The sequence below is a fragment of the Jidongwangia harbinensis genome (assembly GCF_020216025.1).
GTDB lineage: Bacteria > Actinomycetota > Actinomycetes > Mycobacteriales > Micromonosporaceae > Actinoplanes > Actinoplanes harbinensis.
Genome location: NZ_JAIWNC010000009.1, coordinates 257696 through 277967, shown reverse-complemented (window position 1 = coordinate 277967; position 20272 = coordinate 257696). Strand labels below are relative to the sequence as shown.

At 71.9% G+C, this 20272-nt stretch carries 17 protein-coding genes; 7 read left to right on the top strand and 10 right to left on the bottom strand.

Annotation, left to right across the window (positions count from 1 at the left end):
* From LDL48_RS14860 to LDL48_RS44520, 3 genes are all read right to left on the bottom strand, one after another.
* On the bottom strand, positions 1-4155 hold the full coding sequence (locus LDL48_RS14860; protein ID WP_225255687.1) for an ALF repeat-containing protein: 4155 nt from the start codon (positions 4153-4155) through the stop codon (positions 1-3).
* Complete coding sequence (locus tag LDL48_RS14855; protein WP_225255710.1) at positions 4152-5120, bottom strand: hypothetical protein; 969 nt, start codon at positions 5118-5120, stop codon at positions 4152-4154. Before LDL48_RS14855 ends, LDL48_RS14860 begins: the two co-directional genes overlap by 4 nt.
* 190 nt (positions 5121-5310) lie before the next feature.
* Entirely contained in the window at positions 5311-8091 is a 2781-nt protein-coding gene (locus LDL48_RS44520; RefSeq protein WP_225255686.1) for an RICIN domain-containing protein, read from the bottom strand.
* Between the two features lie 86 nt (positions 8092-8177).
* Here LDL48_RS44520 and LDL48_RS14845 point away from each other — a divergent pair, with 86 nt between their 5' ends.
* Positions 8178-9221 carry a LuxR C-terminal-related transcriptional regulator gene (locus LDL48_RS14845; protein ID WP_225255685.1) on the top strand — a complete coding sequence of 348 codons (1044 nt, stop codon included), beginning with the start codon at positions 8178-8180 and terminating at the stop codon, positions 9219-9221.
* Positions 9221-9790: a hypothetical protein gene (locus LDL48_RS14840; RefSeq protein WP_225255684.1), complete on the top strand. Its 570-nt coding sequence runs from the start codon at positions 9221-9223 to the stop codon at positions 9788-9790. The genes LDL48_RS14845 and LDL48_RS14840 overlap by 1 nt, the downstream gene beginning before the upstream one ends.
* Positions 9791-10043: 253 nt before the next feature.
* Here LDL48_RS14840 and LDL48_RS14835 read toward each other — a convergent pair whose 3' ends face one another.
* Positions 10044-10298 (bottom strand): hypothetical protein, encoded by a 255-nt coding sequence (locus LDL48_RS14835; RefSeq protein WP_225255683.1) that lies wholly within the window; start codon positions 10296-10298, stop codon positions 10044-10046.
* 164 nt (positions 10299-10462) lie between these two features.
* Between LDL48_RS14835 and LDL48_RS14830 the strand changes: the two genes are divergently transcribed.
* Together LDL48_RS14830 and LDL48_RS14825 are read left to right on the top strand one after the other, a co-directional pair.
* Complete coding sequence (locus LDL48_RS14830; protein WP_225255682.1) at positions 10463-11338, top strand: helix-turn-helix domain-containing protein; 876 nt, start codon at positions 10463-10465, stop codon at positions 11336-11338.
* A 15-nt stretch (positions 11339-11353) separates the two neighbouring features.
* Complete coding sequence (locus LDL48_RS14825) at positions 11354-11551, top strand: DUF397 domain-containing protein (RefSeq protein ID WP_225255681.1); 198 nt, start codon at positions 11354-11356, stop codon at positions 11549-11551.
* 33 nt (positions 11552-11584) lie between these two features.
* On the opposite strand, the gene LDL48_RS14820 is transcribed toward LDL48_RS14825, so the two are convergent.
* The 3 genes from LDL48_RS14820 to LDL48_RS14810 all read right to left on the bottom strand — a co-directional run bounded on the left by LDL48_RS14820 (position 11585) and on the right by LDL48_RS14810 (position 15086).
* Positions 11585-13018: a hypothetical protein gene (locus LDL48_RS14820; protein ID WP_225255680.1), complete on the bottom strand. Its 1434-nt coding sequence runs from the start codon at positions 13016-13018 to the stop codon at positions 11585-11587.
* Between the two features lie 97 nt (positions 13019-13115).
* Entirely contained in the window at positions 13116-13508 is a 393-nt protein-coding gene (locus tag LDL48_RS14815; protein WP_225255679.1) for a cupin domain-containing protein, read from the bottom strand.
* A gap of 27 nt (positions 13509-13535) precedes the next feature.
* Positions 13536-15086, bottom strand: a complete 1551-nt coding sequence (locus LDL48_RS14810) for a multinuclear nonheme iron-dependent oxidase (protein WP_225255678.1) — start codon at positions 15084-15086, stop codon at positions 13536-13538.
* 76 nt (positions 15087-15162) lie between these two features.
* On the opposite strand from LDL48_RS14810, the gene LDL48_RS14805 reads away from it, so the two are divergent.
* Positions 15163-15957 (top strand): class I SAM-dependent methyltransferase, encoded by a 795-nt coding sequence (locus tag LDL48_RS14805; RefSeq protein ID WP_225255677.1) that lies wholly within the window; start codon positions 15163-15165, stop codon positions 15955-15957.
* Here LDL48_RS14805 and LDL48_RS14800 read toward each other — a convergent pair.
* Both LDL48_RS14800 and LDL48_RS14795 read right to left on the bottom strand, forming a co-directional pair.
* Positions 15954-16916, bottom strand: coding sequence for a nucleotidyltransferase family protein (locus LDL48_RS14800; protein WP_225255676.1), 963 nt, complete (start codon positions 16914-16916; stop codon positions 15954-15956). The genes LDL48_RS14805 and LDL48_RS14800 overlap by 4 nt on opposite strands.
* Positions 16917-16935: 19 nt before the next feature.
* Entirely contained in the window at positions 16936-17211 is a 276-nt protein-coding gene (locus LDL48_RS14795) for a hypothetical protein (protein WP_225255675.1), read from the bottom strand.
* A 92-nt stretch (positions 17212-17303) separates the two neighbouring features.
* On the opposite strand from LDL48_RS14795, the gene LDL48_RS14790 reads away from it, so the two are divergent.
* A complete protein-coding gene (locus LDL48_RS14790; protein ID WP_225255674.1) occupies positions 17304-18131 on the top strand; it encodes a hypothetical protein in 828 nt (275 codons plus the stop codon).
* Here the strand turns inward: LDL48_RS14790 and LDL48_RS14785 are convergent.
* Positions 18128-18388: a PqqD family protein gene (locus tag LDL48_RS14785; protein ID WP_225255673.1), complete on the bottom strand. Its 261-nt coding sequence runs from the start codon at positions 18386-18388 to the stop codon at positions 18128-18130. The two genes, LDL48_RS14790 and LDL48_RS14785, sit on opposite strands and share 4 nt — an antisense overlap.
* 52 nt (positions 18389-18440) lie before the next feature.
* Here LDL48_RS14785 and LDL48_RS44515 point away from each other — a divergent pair, with 52 nt between their 5' ends.
* Positions 18441-20261 (top strand): ABC transporter ATP-binding protein, encoded by a 1821-nt coding sequence (locus LDL48_RS44515; protein WP_225255672.1) that lies wholly within the window; start codon positions 18441-18443, stop codon positions 20259-20261.
* Positions 20262-20272: the final 11 nt, after the last annotated feature.

Genomic DNA, 20272 nt, shown 5'->3' with positions numbered 1-20272 from the left:
TCACGCGCCCAACGCGAAGACGAATTCCTTCGCTCCGGGCGGGGTGGGAACGGTCGCCCACAAGCCCTTGGAGACGGCGTTCGCCTCTGCCTTCGTGAGGAACGTGCCTTCGCCGGGTAGCCGGCCTATCTCGTAGAACGGGTGCTCCACCTTGTTGATTTTGAAGCTTTCGGGTGTGTGGAACTGCAGTTCGAAAAGATGACCGGTCTCCGGGTCACGCCAGGTCAGGTTGAGACCCTTGTACGGTCCCATCGCTCCCGCCCAACCGTTCCGCGGCGGCGCGGCGAGCTCAAATCCTTGCCTCTTCATCAGGCTCACGGCCTCTTCGACTGCGCTCACATACTGCTCGAAGGGGAAGGTCGCAGTGTAACGAATGTTGTCGCCGACCTTCGCCAGGACACCCTCGGGTGTCCTGTCCCGGTTGCCGTCCAGCGTCGTGGCCAGCTTCCGCTTGAGGGAGTTCTCGCCCTTCAGCCGGAAGCGCCAGCCCTCCAGAGTGGCGCCGCGGAAGGAGCCGATCAGCTCCGTGATTCGCGACGAGATCGACGGCTCGGCCCGCAGTGCCCTGTTGAGCACGTCGTCGGCCACTCGGTTGGCCGTCGCGTCGAGCGTGAGGTCGACGCCCCTCTCGTTGTGCCTCCAGCTGCCGTCGGGTTGGGTGCCGTTGCACGGGATCGGCGCGGCCGCGGCGGCTGCCCGAACCCTGGCTAGCCCGCAGGCGCGCGGGGTGTCCGGCAGGTCGACATCGCGATCGATCCTGAGGACCAGATCCTTGATCCGGGCGACGCCGTTCTCGACGGTGACCACACCGTCCTGGAGGTGGACGACGGCCCCTTCGAGGTCGTCGACCACGCCGTCGATACGCGCCGCCGTCGAGTCGACCTTGTACACGGCGTTGTCGATGAGCGCGACGGCCTCGTCGAACTTCGCGGTGCCGTTCTCGATCCGCAGTCCGACGTTGAGGATCTGGGCGACCCGGCCGGAGGACTCGCCGGGTACGTCGGCGACCCGGACCGCGAAACGCTCGATCCGGCCGATGCCGCCGGACAGCTTGGTGATACCCAGGCGCAACAGGTTGTTGATCCCGGCGGCGGTCTTCGACAGGGCCCCGCCGATCTGCCCGACGCCGGGCATGGCGAACGTGGCGACGTCGAACAGGATCAGTCCCAGCGCCTTGCCCGGGTTCTCCCGCCATTCGGTGATGTGGATCAGCTCGAGCGGGTGCTCCCGGAGCATCTCCGGCATCTTTTCCAGGCCGTCGACGACCTTGCCGCAGTTGTTCTGGAAGTACTCGCCGTGGAAGCCCACGACGACCCAGCTGGTGCAGTCCACGATCGCCTTGAGGCCGAGGACCAGGTTCTTGGCGCCCTGCCAGAGGCCCGCGGCGACCTGGACGAAGAAGTCGATGACCTGGTCGCCGTTGGCCTGGGCCTCGGCGCAGGCGTTGTTGTCCCCGGTGTAGCACTTCCCGAGCAGCGCGAGGTGGCTCTTGGTGGCGTCCAGGGCCGTACGCAGGCTGGGCCGGATCAGTTCCACGAACTTCGCGCACGCCCTGCTGGCCGTCGCGCAACTGGCGAAGGACAACAGGCCTGCTTCGACCTTGTCCTCGAACTCCTGCTGTTCGCGGGCGATCGCCTCCTGCCGGGCCCGCTCGTCGGTCAACCCGGTGAGGGCCTCGGCGAGCTTGGTGGCCTGGGTGTGGATGCCGGCGGTGGCGTTCTTGGCCCATGCGTAGGCGCGGTCGACGCTGGCCGAGGCCCGGCCCGCGGCGGCCGCCGCGTTGGTGGCGTTCTTGGCGGAGTGGTCGGCGATGCTGGCGTCCCGCCAGGCCGCCATCTCCCACTGGGTGGCGTCGGCGGCGGCGTTGCTGGCACCGTCGGCGTCGTCGGTGGCTCTCGCGGCGGCCGCGTACGCCTTGTTCGCGGCGTCGATGGCGGTGTTCGCGGCCTGAATCGCGCCGGCCGCCGCCTCGTACGCCGGCTTGATCGTGCCGACCGCGGCGACGGCCTGCTCGGTGGCGTGGTCCGCGGCCACCTTCGCCTCCGCGGCCCGCCTCGCCGCGGCCGCCGCCGCCTGCTCGCTGACCAGGATGGCCTCGCTGGCGACCGCCATCGCGCTGCGGGCGTCCGCGTTGACGGCGGCGAACCGCGACGCGATGTAGCTGGCGGTGCCGGCCCGGTCGACCGTGAGGTCGGCCAGCGCCGCGGCGCTGCCGGCCGCGTCACCGGCGATGTCGGCCTGGACGACGGCGTGGCCGGCCTCCTGCACGGCGGCGCTGGCCTCGGCCTCGGTCTGCACCGCACCGATCCGGGCGGCCTCCGCGGCGTGGACGGCGTCCACGGCCGCCTGCCCGGCGGTGTCCGACGCACGTCGGGCGGTCAGCGCTTCCTGCTGCGCCGCCTGGGCCGCGCCGCGGGCCTGCTGCGCGGCCACGCTGGCCCGCTGCGCCTCGCCCCGGGCCGCGTCCGCGGCGGCCCGCGCCCGGTTCGCCCAGCCCTGGGCGGCCTGGTACGCCCCACGAGCGCGATCCGCCTGCACCTGCAAGTCCCGGGTCGCCTCGTCCGCGTCCTTCCCCGCGGCGATCGCCTCGTCCCGGGCCCGCTGCAGGGCCTGGGTGATCGCGTTGTATTCGTCCTCGGCCCGGTAGCAGACCGACGTGGCCGCCCGGAACTCCGCGGCGGACCGGTTGGCGCGGTCGATCGCCGCCGATTCCCGCCGGACGGCGTCACTCGCCGCGAGTTGCGCGGCCCCGGCGGCCTGGGCCCGGGCTACCGCGTTGGCGGCTGCCCGTTGGGCGTCGGCGCGCAGCGTCCGGGCGTTGTTCGCGTGCCGGCGCGCGTCGTCCGCGGCAGCCTCGGCGATTCCGCGCTGCTCCGCGGCGCGCCGGGCGGCGTCTTCGGCGATCTTCTGCTGTGCCTTGGCGACCGCGGCGAGGTCCTTGGCCTTCTGCTCCTGGTACCGCGTCTCGGCGAGCCACCGGGCCGCGTTCTCGGCGTGCAGGGTCGCGTTCTGGTCCGCGTCCAGCGCCAGGCTGTCCGCCAGCGTGGCGGTCGCCGCGGCGCCCGCCGTCCCGGCCGCGTGCGCCGCGGCCTGGGCGGACAGGCCCACCGCCATGGTGACCTGCGCCCAGTCCTGGCCGTGGGACTGCCCGGAACTCTCCAGGTCGTCCACGGCCACCTGCACCCGGGCGATGACGGCGTTCATCTGCAACGCGGCCTGGCTGGCCCGGCCGGCCTGGGTGACCGCGACGGACTTGCGCGCCTCCAGCAGGGCGGTGCGCCCGCGCTGCCCGGACGGACGCTGTGCGCGGTCCTGCTCGAAGATCTGATCGGCCTCGTTGGCGGCACCGGCCGCCTGCCGCATGGCGAGCAGCGCCTCCTCGAGGTACCGCACGCCGTCGATGTTGGCCCGGATGATCTCCCTCCGGGCGGTGGCCGCGGTCGCCGCGGCGGACGCGTCGGCGGTCAGCGCGTCCAGGCTCTCGTTCCGCTGTTCGACCGCCCGGCGGACCTTCTCCCGGTTGTCCCAGTCCTTGCGGGCCGCCGCCGGGTAGCCGGCGGTGTAGAAGTCGGCGATCACCACCGGGTCGGCGGACGCGAGCGCCGTGCTGCCCTCGGCGACCACGGTCGGGCCGCCGAGCATGACCATCTGCTCGACCCGCCGGTAGATCCGCTCCTGCTCGGCGGGTGAGTCGTCGACCGGACGGTCCAGCCGCTCGGCGATCTCGTGGCCGTACGCCACGAACTCGGCGATGGCGTAGTCACCGGCCTGCAACGCCCGCTTCGCCGCGGCCCGCACGTTCGTCCCGCCGGCGGTGGACCAGGTCGTGACCTGGGCGCGGTCCCGGCTCTTGCGGGCGGTCGCGGCGGCGCGGGCCCGGGCCCAGCCCGTGCTGACGAAGTCTGCGACGGCCGTCGTGGTACCGGCCGCCAGTGCCGCCGCGGCCGCCTCCCGCACCTCGGGCTCGGCGGCGTAGTCGGCGATGTCGGCGACGCTGTCGCGGTACCACTGCGCCTCGTCGTCGGTCCAGTCGACGGCGCTGGCCGCGACCGCGGACTGCGGTTCCGCCTGCGCCGGAGCGGCCACTCCGGCGAGGGTGACGCTCAGCAGGAGAACGAGCGCGACGCGCAGGAACCGCCCGGGCACGGTCCTCATCGGACAACCGCCTCGGCCCGAGCCTCGTCGGCCAGCTGCGCCCACCGGGCGGCCTGTTCCTGCGCCCAGCGGACCGCGTCCTCCCAGGCACTCGCGTTCGTGCCGGCCCGGGCGAGCACGCCGGCCCAGTCCTGTTCGGTGGTGGCGCCTTGCGCGTGCTCGGCCACGTCGTGCCACCTCGCCGCCTGCGCGGCGGCGCGGTCCCGCTCGGCCGCCCAGTTCTCGCTGGTGCCGCCGGCTGCCGTGGCGACCGCCTGCCACGCCGCGAGCGTCTCGGCGCGCAGCTTCTCCGCCGCCTCGCCGCTGGCCCCCGCCTCGGCCGCCTCGGCCGCCAGCGCCGCCTCCCGCAACCGGGCGAGCGCCGCGGTGCCCCGCAGGTCCAGGTCACTGATGGCGAGCCGGTACGCCTCGTCGTCCAGGCGCGCGCCGGCGGTCCAGTAGTAGTCGAAGAAGTCGGCGATGTCGGCGTCCGTACCCCGAGAAATCGCGGTGGCCGCCGCTGCCCGCACCTGCGGACCGGGATCGGTCTCGGCCAGCGATGCCACGAAGTTCCGGTCCTCCTGCGCCTGGGCGGCGACCTCCCGGTCGTGCTCGTACTGCCCGGAGGCGTCCAGCTCCTGAGCGACGGCCAACCCGGTGTCGATGAAGTCCTGCTTCTCGTCGTGGGTGGCGGCCAGCGCCCGCTCGCAGCCGATGTGGACGGCCGAGTCCACCGGGGAGATCCGCAGCCAGTACCGGATCTCGGCGACGTTGGCGCGCTCAAAGGCGTTGGCCCGGCTGATGGCCGCGGAGAGACCGGTCCGCAGGAACGCCGGTACGGCGTTGTCCGCGGTGCTGTTGAGCGCCACCACCGCCGCGGTCCGGACCTCCCAGCGGCCGTCGGACAGGGCACGCCAGCGGACCCGCTCGCGGTCGGCCTCACTGACCGCAGCGACCGCCGCGAACGGCGCGGTCCCGAGAACCATCACGGTTGCCAGAATTGCCGTTGCCAGCCATCTCCGGCGATTGACCTTTCGCATCCGAATGCCTCCCGGGCCCACGGTCGAATGACGGCCCGGCACCTGCGACGACGGAGTCACAGGGCGATCGGTGCCGATCAGAAATTTGCACAATCGGGGGCGGCGCACAGGTTAGTGCGCGCCGCCCGTCGACGAACTACGGGATCCAGAAGCCCAGGCAGGTACCAGCATCGGTGGGGCCGTCCTTGAAGAAGCGCACGGCGTTCGCCGAACTCCCGGTCGCCGACAGATCTCTGGCCGCATACTTCTTCGAGGACAGCGATTGGAGGACCGAACAGCCCCTTTGTGGCCCGAGCCGGTCTTGCAGGACGAAGTGTTCTGCCTTTTCCGCGTTGGTCTGGTCCGCGACCAGCATGCGGTCGGGATCGGTGGTGGTCGCCTCGCGCACGAAGGCGTTTGTATCGGCGTTCTTCATAGTGATCTTGATGCTGTTGTTACTCACCGCTCCGACCGCACAGACGTCGAACTTGGCCCAGTCCCCGTAGGGCCACGACCTGTCGTCGTCACGGATGAGGCCCCTGGTGGCGTTGTCCCAATCCGTGCGCCAGAGGACTGGCCACTCGTCTCCAGACCCGACGATCGACCGGGCGCATTCCGGTTGATACAGGATTTGAGTTCCGGCGAATTGCGGAGCGCTGGATGGGGGCGTCCAGAGTTTGGCCGGCGCAACCGACCCTTCCGCGACGGGCTCGAAGCGCCACTTCTGGCTCGAGGACGTCGAGTACTCGGCCTGCGTCACGACGGTGCCGTTCGCCGTCTCGGCGACCGGAGTGGCCAGGTAGAGGCCATTGTCGGCGGAACGGAGGTGGGCGACTCCGCCGTCGCGATGCATGACCGCCCACTGCGAATCGCTGTAGCCGCAGTAACTCTGCGCGGCCCCCTCCCGGCCAACAGTCTCCAGCGCGAACGAATTCTCCAGGAGACACCATTGCGTTGCCCGGTTACGCAGCTCGAAACGAGTGCCGGAGACGGATAGGACGTCCCAGATCTGCTCGGGACCGTCCCCGCAGTCGCGCACCTCAACCTTTGCGTAGGGCGCGAGACCGCCCTCGCCGGGTGTATCGAGGGCTCCGGCCGGCCGCAAGCATCGACCAGCCTTGACGTTCTTGATCCGGAAAGAGCCTGTCGGCGGCTTCGACGCGGTCGCCTGATGCGTCGGATCGATCAGGCGCCACTTCTGGGTGGCCAGATGCCCGTTCGGGTCCTGCACGAGGTTCCGGTAACCGGTCTTCGACCCGGCCGCGACGGTCATCACCTTGTTCGTGCTCACGTTGCGGATCTCCACCGTGCCGTTCCCGGCGTCCATCAACTCCCAGACGGTAAGGTCCGTATCGCGCTCTCCGCAGCCTAGGCCGACGATCGGGGCACCGTCCTGCTGCTCCTTCCCGACGGCCGGGTAGAGGCAGTTTTCCAGCAGATTGCCTTGGAGCCGGTATCGTCCGTCGCCATTGGGCAACAGGCTCCAGAGCTGGGTGGCCAGGTTCTGGTTGCAGGGATCCAGCCGTGCGTTCCGTTCGTCGTAATTCTGAATGGCGAACCACCACTGCGGTTCGGCAACGCACGCCTTGTAGCCGACCGCCTGCAGCATCACCGTGCGATGGGCCGCCGGTTTGATGATGTCCGCGGCGCGGGCGGTGTCGTGGCCGCCGAGCAGGAACTGGCTGCGCGCCAGCGCCACCCCTTCCAGTGCCGTCTTGGCCGCCGCCACCACGTTGGGCAGGAACCCGTCCTCCTCGGCCGCGTACATGATGTCGCGCACCCGCACCTCGTTGGCGCGCGCATCGGCCAGATCCCGCTCGTCCAGGTCGACCTTGTTGGCCAGGTGCACACCGGTGTAGATGAATGCCAGCCAGGCGTCCGGGGACGGGTCGGCGTACGCCACCGTCGCAGCAGCCTTGACCCGTGTGCCCGGGCTGTCCGTCGCGAACGTGTAGATCAGCTCGCGGTCATCCAGGTCATCCAGCTCGTACGGCGTCGCCGAGCGGCGCAACGCGGCCGCGACCGCCTTCTGCTTGGCCGAACGCAGAGCAGCGGCACGCTGAGCCGCCACCTCCTCGGCGTTGCCCTCGGCGATCTCGTTCTGCCGATCCGCCTCCGCCTTCGCGAACAGGTCGGTCTTCAGGAACTCCAAACGCTGGTCGTCGGTCGCCTCGGCCCGGGTCAACGGTTCCGCCGCGGCCTTGACCTGCGGCCAGTTCGCCGCCCGGCGCCACAGGTCCAGCAGGAAGTTCTGCAGCGTCTGATCCAGCAACGTGTTGCGCTCAGTGTTGGTGGCCGGCACCCAGTTGATCTCCTGGGCGGCGCGTAGCCGGATCGTGCTCAACTCCGCGAGAAGCGCCTTCCGGGCGACGTCACGGTCGTTCGCCTCGAAGATGCCCACCGTGATGAAGCGGGCCGACGCCGCCTCGGCGTCGGTCGCATCGCTGAACGCCCGCCGCGCCGCCTCCTTCACCTCCGGGTTGTGCCGCTCGGAGGCCTTCTCCCACAGCACGGTGACGAAGTTCCGGTCCGACAGCGTGACTTCCTCGCGCGGCACCCACCCGAGCACCGCCGCGGCCTCGTACTTGTCGTCGATCGAGGTGGGGTCCGACTGCACCGCGGCCGGCGGCCGCACCGCCGCGCTCGCCGGAGCGGCGATGCCCCCAATGGCCACCAGGACGGCGCCGACCGCCGCCACGATGGAACGTGCTGAACCAAGGCGTCTCATCCGGAATCCGTTCTCCTTACTCATGTTTCCCCGCGGACGGCACCAGGACCGTCCGGTGATCGAAGGGAAGGCGACACCGCGGACCTTGATCCGGCTCGATGACGACGTCATTGCGCCACCCGGATCCGCCGCCGTCGAGACCCCCGCGCAGATCGGCTGCGCACCCGCGCAACCGTCGCCGGGGTCGCGCGGGCCGCCCGCGTTGCGCACGTGCGCAAAGGAACGCCGAAAGGGCTAGCGCCGGACGGGCTGGACAAGGTTCACTTCGCGGAGTTGTCACGGGGGAGGCAGCAGACATGGTGGTGCAGCAAACGGCTACCCGGCCGCGATCCGGCCCGGTGGTCGTACCGTCGCTGGGTGGATGGGGGCTGTCGGCGCACGCGGATCTGGCGTACCGCACGCTGGCCCTGCTCGGGCCGAGCACATCCCGGCTTCTGGCCCGGGACCTCGGCGTGGAGGTCGCACCGATCAGCCGGGCGCTGGACGAGTTGGTGGCCGCCGGTGCGGTACGAATCCGCGCCGAGGGACGTGCGCGATACTGGCACGCCGTCGACGCCGACCAGGTGGTGTCGGGGCTGCGGCAACGGCGCGCGCCGCAGGTGTGGAGCGAGCAGCTCCGCCGGCACGTGGCCGCCGTGTCCAGCCTGCACCTGGAACGGATTCCCGCGACCGCCGTGTGCCGGCTGCCGACCCGGGCGGCCGCGCGGGCCCGGATCGCCGAGCTGGTCGCCGCGGAACGCGGCGAACACCTGGCCATCAACACCGAGGACGTGATCAGCGCGGACGCGGCGGCGGCGGCCGCCCCGCTGGACCGGTCCCTGGTGTCGCGGGGCATCCGGGTGCGCCTGCTCGGACTGACGCCCCGCGACGGCAGCCACGGGGAGCGGCTCCCCGCCGGGGGCGAGTACCGGGAAGCCGCGTCGTTGCCGTTGAAACTGATGGTCTTCGACCGGCGCGCGGCCCTGTTCCCGGCTGATCCGGCGAACTTCGAGGCCGGAGCGCTCCTGATCTCCGATCCGGATGCCGTGGCCCACCTGGCCGGACTCTTCTACACGCTCTGGGGTACCGCCTGCGACCCCCACCAGCACGAGGTGCCGACTGTCATGCTCAGCGCCCGGGAACGAGCCATCGTGTCCCTGCTCATCGCCGGTCACAGTGAAGCGGCCGCGGCCACCGAACTCGGACTGAGTCGGCGCACCGTGGTCTACACCCTGCGCGGCTTGATGGACCGCCTCGGCGTCGACAACCGCTTCCAGCTCGCCATGATCCTCGGCGCCGCCCGTGCGGTGCCGCTACCGAATGTCACCCCGTCGACCACCCGGAACACCCAGGAGCCCTGATGAAAAGCCGTCTAGTCACGCTCGTTGCGGCGCTGGCCACCCTGTTCGCCGGGGCCGCACCCGCCACCGCCCGGCAGGCGGACCCGGAGCCCTGGGCCATGGCACCGTGCGCCACCGCCAGCCTGTCCGAGACCGAACTGGACGAAGACGGTGCCTGGTTCGTCGTCTTCGGCGGCGCCACCCAGTGCGCGCCCGTGGTCAGCCAGGGCGGATTCCGCATCGCCTCGTACTCGGCCGACAAGACGACCGGCACCGCCGCGGGATACAACATCCGGCTGTTCCGGTCCGCGGAGCCCGGCGCGACGCGCGGCTTCGGCGCCGCCGTCCTGCCGAGAGCGTCGGTCGGCGAGTACGGCGTCTGTGTACTGACCGGCGACAATGTCCGCACCGTCTGCTCGCTGGTGACCATCACCAAGAACGGCTCCAACTTCCCGACCGTCCGGACGCAAGCGCTCAATCCGGACGCACCGCTGGTGGCCAAGGACGTCGTCGCCGGCGGATACACCGGCAGCGTGTACCCGCCCGTGCGGCCCGGCGGCCCGGTCGGCGTCTGCGCCACCTGCTTCTGACACCCCCCGGCGCTTGCCGGTCACCTCGGCTGCGCCACACCTTCGTTCCCGAGTGCGGGCGCTTGCCCTACCTCCACACGCTGGGGCAGCGTGACGACGCGTGTCGCTTTACGGCACGGAGCGCACCTCACCTCCACACGCCCGGGCACGGGTGACCGACCCGTGTCGCCCTACGGCGCAGAGCGCACCCTGCCTCCACACGGCGGGCGGAGCAGGCCGGTCCGTTGCCGCGGACCGGCCGGCACCCCGTACCTCAATGGGTCCATCGGATGAATCTGTCGAACAGGTCGGAGACCGGGCCGCGAGGGATGTCGTGGATGGCCTCCTCGAGGTTGGTCCACATGTAGATGGCCAGGGACACCCGGTCCATCTCCGACGTCATGCGTTCCCGGACCGGGTGGCACGGCCACGGGCGCCCGCACGACCGGCAGTCCCAGCTGGGGCGCCCGGCCAGGTGGTCGTCCGGTCCGGTGGGTCCCGCCTGCGGCGCGTTCCGCCGGAGTTGCATGTCGCCTCGCTCGCCTCGGTGACGTGACCGGACCTGCACGATCGGTAAGTCCACCGTCGCATGACATCGATGAAACTCGCAAGATGCGAAATTCATGATGCGGAATCGATCTTGCCCGCTCGCGTGCTGTTGTTCACCGCTCGGTGCACGCGGGAGGATGGGCCGTGACCTCCCGGCAGAGTCCCACGATCCGACGGCGCCGACTGGCCCTGACGCTGCGCAGGCTGCGGGATTCCGCGGGCCTGCCGGCCGCCGAGGCGGCCCGGCGGGTGGACCACGACGCCAGCTGGTTGTCCCGGATCGAGAGCGCCGAGGTACGACCACACCCCAACGACGTACGGGCACTCCTGTCCCTCTATGGAGTGACGGGCGACCAGGCGGAGGCGGTCATCGCGGTCGCCCGGCAGGCGAAGCAGCGCGGTTGGTGGCAGCGGTACTCCGATGTGCTCCCCGACTGGTTCACCACCTATGTGGGCATGGAGTCGGAGGCCTCGGCGATCCGGACCTATGAGTGCCAGATGGTGCCGGGTCTGCTGCAGACCGAGGACTACGCGCGGGCGGCGTTCCGGGGCGCGCCGGTGCCGATGCGGGACGACGAGGTGGAGCGTCAGGTCGCGTTGCGGATGGAACGCCAGGCCGTGCTCACCGCGGACGAGCCGCCGCTGCTGCGGGTGGTGGTCGACGAGGGCGCGGCGCGGCGGCTGGTCGGCGGGCCGGGCGTGATGAAGGCTCAGATCGACCGATTAATTGACCAATCACATCGGACCAACATCCAGATCCTGCTGCTGCCGTACGCCGCGGGGGTCGGTTTCGACGGCAGCTTCGTGATTCTCAACTTTCCGCCGCTGCCGGAACCGTATCCGGACGCCGCCGAGGATCAGATGGTGTACGTGGATACGTTGACCGGCGCCCTATATCTGGAGCGTCCGGCAGAGGTATCGGCGTACTCTGCCGCTTACGAGCAACTGCAGGCGCTGTCGTTCGGTCCGCAGGAAACGCGGGACACGCTCAACAGGATCTCGGCCGATCTGGCGACCTAGCGAAAGGGGTGCGGCATGGACCTGTCTCGCGCACAGTGGCGCACGAGCACCCGATCCGGGTCCTCCGGCAACTGCGTCGAAGTGGCGGACAACCTGCTCGACGTGGTTGCCGTCCGGGACTCCAAGGACCCGGAGGGGCAGATCCTGGTCTTCACCACCGCGCAATGGCGGGCCTTCCTCGGCGGTGTCGCGGCCGGCGAGTTCGACCGCTGAACGCGCCGTACCCCGGACCACAGCGCCGGACCGTCATCTACCGGGGCTGGCCGGACGGGCGGGCGCGGCCACCGGCCCCCGACTCGCCGCCACGGCGGGCTGCTGCCGGCCCGCCCACGCGGGGGTCGGGCTGACCGCCGCGTTCGCTGCCTTCGCGACGTTCTGCTGCGATCCGGGGGTCACATAACGGTTCATATCGATCGGCGTCACCTGCGCGGCGATTCCCTTTTCCTGAGGCATCGACGGGTATACGAGCCCCTGCGGAGACAGGTAGCCGACCCGCACCATGCTCATATCCATAGCCGTCGAATCGGCCTGTCTGGTGGGCGAAATGACCCCGCCCGGGGAAACGTAGCCGACATTCAACCGGCCCCGATCGACCGGGGACAACTGTGCACGGTCCGCGGGAGACATACCCGGCAGTTCGCCCCGATCGATTACCTGCCCGGTCGGCGCGACGTAACCTTGGTCGATCCGGTTCATGTCCACTTCTCGCAGATTGTCGCCCTGCCCTCGAGCACGCAGTTCCGCGGCCTGTTCCGGGGTGTAGAGGCGCGCGTTCGAGGACACGAAGCCACTGCTGATCGGGTGGTCGAGCGGTCGCACGCCGCCGCTGTCGGAGGATACTCGGCGGACCTCCGCGCCGCGGTAGATGCTCCCGTCGTCCGAGATGTACTTCTGGTCGCGGTCCAGGCGCACCCGGGTGCGGTCCGCCGCTTCGTCGCCGAAGATCCTCCCGTCCGCAGCGGCGTACCCGACGCTCGTCCGGCTCAGGTCGACCGGCGTCAGACCGCTCCTCGCCAGATCGGCGCCGCGCGTCTCCGCCGCGGTGAACACTCTCCCGTCCGGGGCTGCGAACCCGACGGGCACCCGGTTCAGGTCGATCGGGGTCAGGCCGTTCCTGGCTTCTCGATCGAGACCGCGTAGCGCTTCCGGTCCCAGGATGGAGCCGTCCCGGGAGACGTACTGGAGGTCGATCGCGCTTCGGCGGACCTCCGTCGTGATCTGCTCGTCGTTACGCTGGCCGGTCCACTGCGCCTCGCTGTACACCCTTCCGTTACCGCGGACGTGCACGGTCCCCTCGGCCGTGGACGGGGCCTTTCTGCCGACGTCGATGCCGAGGGCCGGGTCCGCGGTTCCGCCCAGGGTCGGGTGCCCGGTCGAGGCGGGAGCCATGAACGCCGTGCGATCGGCCTGCCCGCGTGCCCTGGCGTACCCGCCCACGGCGGCCCCGGCCACGGGCTCGCGGTCCACCTGGAACGGATTGCGCAGTTCCGGGGACCGGGCAGCCGAGGGAACGGCGGACCGGGCGGCCGAGGGAACGGCGGCACTTCCGGTGGGAAGGCCCGGGTCCGGCGCCGACGGCTGCTCCGGCGCCTCCCGCGTCCGCCGCACGCTGCGCAGAATCCGCTCCCAGAGGGCGCGCAACCAGCCGGGGCGGCGTTCCGTGGTGGGGGAATAGGCCACGATCGCTCTCCTCCGGTCACGTCACTGCGGTTTGCTCCGCATGCCGCAAAGACGTGCCACGGCTCCGCCCGGTTCACGGATCGAGGGCCGGTTTCGGTCAGGTGAGCTGATGACCGGTGGTGCTGTCCACGTGCGCGGGCACCTCACCCTCGTGCCGGTCCCCGGTCGTCGACGTGCCGGTCGGTTCGAACATCAGGATCGCGCCGCCGGTCGACGACGGCTTGTGCTCGGTGCCCTTCGGCACCACGAACACGTCACCGGCGTGCAGCGTGACGGTGCGCTCGGCGCCGTCCGCGTCGCGCAGCGCCACGGAGAACTCGCCGTCCAGGGCGAGGAAGAACTCGTCGGTGTCCTCGTGCACGTGCCAGAGGTGGTCGCCGCGGGTGTGCGCGATCCGTACGTCGTAGTCGTTGACCCGGGTCACGATGCGCGGGCTGTAGACCTCGTCGAAGGAGGCCAGCGCCGCGCTCAGGTTCACAGGTTGATCCATGCGACCCAGACTGCCACGGCGGCGCGTTCAGTCGCCGGTGCAGCAGCGGGCCGTACCGCACGCGGCCGGTTCGGCGGCCTGGACCGGCGGGACGGCCGTCGGTCCGCGCCGGACGAACCCGCCGGCGCCCAGGTAGATCAGTTCGTCCGGGGCGGCGAACGACTCGAGCCGGGCGGCGGGATCGGCCAGCGCCGCGGCGGCCGCGTCGAGGTCGATGCCGATGCGGCGCTTGTGCGGCACCGCGAGGCCGCTGGCGCACTGGTTCATCCAGGTCTCGCCGTCGAGCAGCTCGTACAGCAGCCGGGTGTCGCCGCCGTCCGGGACCAGCCGGCGCAGTCCGTCCGCCACCGTCTCGGCACCCGGCGGGGCGGTGCCGTCGACCGCGGCGATCAGCCGGCCGTACATCTGCTCGGTGGTCCATTCCCGGAGGCGCTGGATCCAGCCGGCGGTGACCGGGTAGAAGGCCACCAGGCTCCGGCCCAGCGCCTTCAGCCGGGCCTGCCGGTCACGGTCCCAGCGCCGCTGCTCGCCGACCGCGAAGACCTCGGCCACGCCGCCGATCCGGCTGCCGGAGACCGGCTGGTCGGTGTGCAGGAGGTCGAACATCGCCACCGACAACGCGCGGACCCGCTCCCGGCCCCCGGACGGATCCGGCACCGCCGCGTCCGCGGCCGTCCCGGCGAGCCAGGACGCGACCGCCGGCCGTTCCCGCGCCGCGCGCAGCCGGTCCAGCGCCCGTCCCGGAAGCCGGGCACCGAACACCTCCAGCGCGATCGCCCGCAGGTTCGGCGCGGTCCCGACGATCTCGTCGATCAGGTCGAGGCAGATCGACACGACCTCCAGATCGCCGTGCTCGTCGTGATACTCGAAACCCTCCCGGACGAGGTCGATGGCACCGCCGGCGAAATGGATCTCGGTGACGTTGTCCCAGGGGATGCGGTGGAAGTCGGCCGACGCCGACGCACCCCGCGCCAGCTGGTAGCTGAGGACGTGGCCGACGTCGACGCACATGCCGCAACCCGTGGCATCGCAGAGCCGGGCGAAGAACTCGAAGGCGTTCATGTCGCCGACGACGTAGGTCATCGGCGGGAACTCGGCGTTGAACGGCACGCCGAGCACGTCCTGCACGAACCGGATGTTCTCGGTCGCCACGGCCAGCGTGTCCCGGGTCAGGGGCAGCGGCATGAAGTGCGGGTAGACGTGCCGCTCGCTCATCAGCCAGACGCCGAGATCCTCGGTCACCCACGGCGCGTCCGCCAGCACCAGCAGCTCGCGCAGCGGACGAAGATCGGCCTCGGCCGGCGCGTCCGCGTACACCGGATTGATGTTGGTGCTGTGCACCAGGATGGGGGCGGACCCGGCCAGTTCGCGGATGCCGCGCCGCTCGAACCCGCCGCCGGTGCCGGACGCCAGCTGTAGCCGGTACGGCACTGACCCACGGTGCCGGACGCTGGGCGCGGTGATCTCGAGGAAGTCCACCGGGTCGGCGAGGTAACCGGGGTGGAAGTCCGAGGGGTTGATGCCGATCCCGACACCGAACCGCCGGACGTCCCGGAAATAGTCCGCTCCGAAGGCCAACGCGCACTCCCGCCGCTCGATCCCGAACGTAGTATGTACCAATGACGTCCTATATGCGCGGTTTTGGCGACGCAGGATGAGCCTCAAGGCGCGGGCGTACCGGCGGTGGTCCCGGCTCTACCGCACCGGCCTGCGAGCCGGTGACATCCTCCAGACCGGACTGTGGCTCGGCCTGCTCGACCGCCACGACCTGCATGCTTTCGACGAGGCCGAGTACGTTCACCGGTCGAACTACCGGACCGACGCGCACAACCTGGGCGGCCTGTTCGACTGGGAACGCCGGGCCGTCGCCGAGTACTTCCCCACCGGCGGCGCGCTGGTCGTGCTCGGCGCCGGTGGCGGACGTGAGGCGCTCGCCCTGGCGCGCCTCGGCTACCGGGCGGTCGGCTACGAGTGCCACCCGGCCCTCGTGCGCTACGGCCGCGACCTGCTCGCCCGGCACGACTGCCCCGGCGCCGAACTGCACCACCTCGGCCGCGACCGGGCCCCCGCGGACGGCGGCCCGTACGCCGGGGCGATCGTCGGCTGGGGCGCGTACATGCTGATCACCGGCCGGGAGCGGCGGGTCTCGATGCTCGGCGGCCTGCGCCGGCGGTTGCTGCCGGGCGCCCCGCTGCTGACGTCGTTCTACACCCGCGCCGACGACGGGCGCCGGGCCGGGCTGGTGGCCGCCGTGGCCCGGCCCGTGCGCCGGCTGCGCCGGGCGCCGGCCGTCGAGGTCGGCGACGATCTGGCGCCCACCTACGTGCACCGGTTCACCGAGGCCGAGGTGGCCGCCGAACTGACCGCGGGCGGGTTCGAGCTGGTCGAGTTCGCGGCCGAACGACCCGGTCCCACCAACCCCGGGTACGCGGTCGCCCGCGCCCGCTAGCGGGGGGACCCGGACGCCCGCATGGCCTCCGGCGGGGTGGCCACCCGGCGCAGGTCACGCACGGCGTACGGGGTCCGCAACGCGAGCGTCACCAGGCGGAGCAGGTAGGCGCCGCACAGCGCCGGAGTGGTCCGCGCGCCGTAGACCTCGGTCATGTAACGCCGCGGTGGCAGCAGCCGGCGGGCGACGTAGCCCAGCAGCGCCGTGCCGCGGTGCAGCCGCAGGGCGGCCAGGCTGCCCGCACCGGGAGCCGCTCCGATCAGCCGCAGCCGGAGTTCCAGCGGCGTCTCGCCCCAGCTCCCGTCCGGCGCTGTGCCGGGCAGCGGGGCGCCGACCAACTGGCAACCGAGCCGGACCGGATGCTCGACGCCGAGTTTCCCGGCCCTGGCGAGTGCCTCGTCCCAGGCCGCCGGGCAGGCCGTGCGCCGCGCCCGGCGCAGGTCCTCCTGGGCCTTCGCGCCGGCCAGTCCGTCCTGGGCGCCCTGCAGCGCGACGACGAGGCACCGGCCGGCCTCGTCGGGCATCCGCACCCGCTGGCCGCCGACGACGGTGTCGACGGCATTCCGCGACAGGACGTCCCACACCGGCGCGTCCGGGTCGGTGACCAGGCCGAGCGTGTGATGCAGGTCGACGGTGTCGGTGCCGCCGTCCCGCCGACGGTAGAGCGTCACCGCGTGCGGGGCGGTCACGCCGGGGTGGCAGTCGGACCACCGGTCGACGAAGCCGCGGTCCTCCAGGACCGCCTGCGCCCGCTCGTGCAGCGCCGCCGGGACGAGCAGATCGGTGTCGCTGTACGGCCGCAGTTCACCGGGCCGGTACAGCCAGCGGGCCGTGGTGGGTCCCTTCAGCAGCAGCTGGGGGATGCCGGCGGCGTCCAGTGCGCGGACGCTCTCGGCGGTCACCTCGTCGATCCGGCGGCTGTCGGCCGCCACCTTCGCGGCGGTCGCCGGTGCACTCACGACCCTGCTCCCGTTCTCGTCAGAGGGCCGGAGCGACGTCGGCCGCGCCGAATCCGCCGGGGATCCCGCCCCCCGTGGCCGCGACGACGAGCTCGCCGTCCGGGCCGGCGCCCCTGGTCAGCGAAGTCAGCGAACCGAGCGGCGCGATCGCCGGGGGCTGGTACGGACGGCGCTGGCGCGGAGCGAACGGTGGCGTCAACATCATGATCGGGGTGCCCTCGGGACCGGACCCTCGGGTCAGGCTGCGCAGCGAGCCGAGCGGGGCGAGCGCCGGAGGCGCGTACACCGGTGTCATGTGTTTCCCCTTAGTCAGGTGAGGCTGGTTTCCACGTATGCTACCGACAAAAAGGACGATATACCCCAATAACCATCAGCTGTGGGAGAGCCATGACCGACATCGCCACCCGTCCCGTCGGCGCCTACGGCTACCGGCTCGACCCGCAGGTGTTCGGGCACCGCTACCTCAACGACGCCGCCGAAAGCTGGCCCGCGCTCGCGGTCAGCGTGGGCACCGTCCGGCCCCGGCAGCCCGGCTGGCAGGAGATCTTCTCCGGCGACGACTGGGTGGTCGACGTCCAGGCGGCCGGCGACGGCGTGACCTGGACCGGCCCCACCGCGTACGCCGACCCGGACGGGATGATCCACCCCCTGCTGGCGCTCGCCGCCTGCGCGGCCACGCTGCGCCGGGGCGGCGACACGCTGCACGCCGGCGCGGTCCTCGCCGACGACGGGGTGGTGGCGGTGCTGGCGCCCAGCGGCGGCGGCAAGACCTCGACGATGGCCTGGCTCGCCCTGCGGGAGGGACTCGGCATCTTCACCGACGACCACCTCAACGTCCGCGACGGCCTGGCCCACGCCGGGCCACGCTGCCTGGACCTGCGCCCGGACGCCGCCGCCCGCCTCGCGCTGACCGACCGCAGCCGCCAGGTCCGCGCGGACGGGCGGTTCCGGTTCACCCTGCCGGCCCCCCGCGTGCTGCAGGCGCCGGTGGTCCGGACCGTGGTGCTGGAGTGGGGCGAGCGCGTGCGGGCGGTCGCCGTCCCGCCGCGGGAGCGGCTCGGGCTGGTCGCCACCCACCGGACCGCGCAGCCGGTGGACGGCAACCTGGCGGTGCCGCTCGCCCTGGCGGCCCTGCCGATGATCCGGCTGGTCCGGCCGAAGACGTTCGACTGCATGCCCGAGGTGGTCCGCCTGCTCCTCGGCGCGACGGATTAGGTGTCGGCGAGCAGGCGGCGCTCGCGCAGAACGGCCAGGAAGTCCGCCACGTCCGCCTCGGCGGTCGCCTCGGCCAGGCCGTACTCCCGGCTCAGCTCCCGGGCCAGCAGCACGTCCGAGGTCCCCTCGGCGAGCAGCCGCCACAGCAGGGCGCCGCTGCCGTTGACCGAGAAGTACTCCCGGCGCACGACGTCGAGCGCCATCACCTCGCCCTCGACCAGATGCCACTGCACGGCGTCGGGCTGCAAAGTCAGCATCGCGCACTCCATCGTCGTCCGGAAAATCCCATAAATACCTTATTGTACGAACGTGCGTACTCCCGCCGGTCCGGTCCGGTCGCTGACCCAGCTGTGCCGCACCGTCCGCGCCGCCGTGGTGCTCCTCCACCGCGCCGACCGGCGGCGCTGCGCGCTGGTCGCCACGCTGCACCTGCTCTCGGCCGGGCTGCTGGTCGCGCAGGTGCTGGCCGGGCGCGCCGCGCTGCACGGGGTGCTCGCCGCCGACCAGGGCGAGTCCGGCGTACGCGACGTCGTCCTCCCGCTCGCCGTCCTGGCCGCCTGCGGTGCCGCGGCCAGCCTGTGCACCCCCCTGCTCGCGCTGCACCACCGGCTCCTCGGCGAGCAGGCCCAGCGCACCGCGTACGACCAGATCCTCGACGTCACCTCCACGGTGGACCTGGAACGCTTCGACGACCCCGCCTTCTTCGACCACCTGCAGCGGGTCCAGACGCACGCCGTGGAGCGGCCCCTGCAGCTCGCCCACAACGTCATGCAGCTCGCCGGCGGAACCGCCGCGATCGCCGGCCTGACGCTGGCCCTGGCCGCCCTGCACCCCCTGCTGGTGCCACTGCTGGCGGTCACCGGCGTACCGCTGCTCCTGGTCTCCCGGCACAGCGGATGGGCCGAGTTCCGGTTCGCGGTCAGCCAGAGCACCACCGCCCGGCTGCGCCTGCACCTGCGTGCCGTACTGCTCGGCCGGGCCGAGGCTCCCGAGGTACGCGCCTTCGCGCTGCAGGCACCGTTCCGGGCCCGCTACGACGAACTCTGCGACCGCTACCTCGGCGACCTGCACGCGCTGGTCCGCCGCCGGCAACGGCAGGCCGCCCTCGCCGGCCTGATCAACGCCGGCGTGGCCACCGCCACCATGCTGGTGCTGCTGCTCGCGCTCGTGCACGACCGGATCGCGCTCGCCGACGCCGGCGCCGCCATGCTCGCCGTGCGCCTGCTCGCCACCCGGATCGACGCGACGTTCGGCGCCCTCACCGCGCTGTTCGAGAACGCGCACTTCCTCACCGACCTGCACCGGTTCAGCGCCCTCGCTCCCGCCGCCGGGCGCCCGCCGCAGGCGGCGGCACCGCCCGGCCGGCTCGCCGTCCTGCAGGCCCACCACCTCGGCTACCGCTACCCGGGCGCGCCCCGCCCCGCCCTCGACGGCGTGCACCTCACGCTGCGCCGCGGCGAGACCATCGGCCTGGTCGGCGAGAACGGCTCCGGGAAATCCACCCTCGCGATGCTCCTCGCCGGCCTGCTCACCCCCGCCGCCGGCACGGTCACCTGGAACGGCACCGACCTCGCCTGCTACGACCCCGAGGCGCTGCGCCGGCGGATCGCCGTGGTGTTCCCGGACGCCGTCCGGTACGCCATGTCCGCGCACGACAACATCGCGCTCGGCCACCACTCCGACCGCGCCGACGTGATTCGCTCTGCCCGGGCGGCCGGCGCCGACACCGTCGTCGGCCGCCTGCCGGACGGCTACGACACGATCCTGAGCAGCGAGTACGCGGGCGGCCGCGACCTGTCCGACGGCCAGTGGCAGCGCATCACGCTGGCCCGCGCGTTCCACCGCGACGCCGAACTGATCATCCTCGACGAGCCCGCCACCGCCCTCGACCCGCGCGCCGAACACGACCTGTTCGCCTCGGTCCGGACGCTGTTCGCCGACCGCACCGTGGTGGTGATCAGCCACCGGCTGGCCAACGTCCGGGCCGCCGACCGGATCATCGTGCTGGCCGGCGGCCGGGTCGCCGAGGAGGGCGACCACGACACGCTGATGGCGGCCGGCGGCCCGTACGCGGCGCTGTTCACCCTGCAGGCGCAGGGCTACGGGGTTGCGGTCTCCGAGCACCCGTAGCGCGTCCGTCC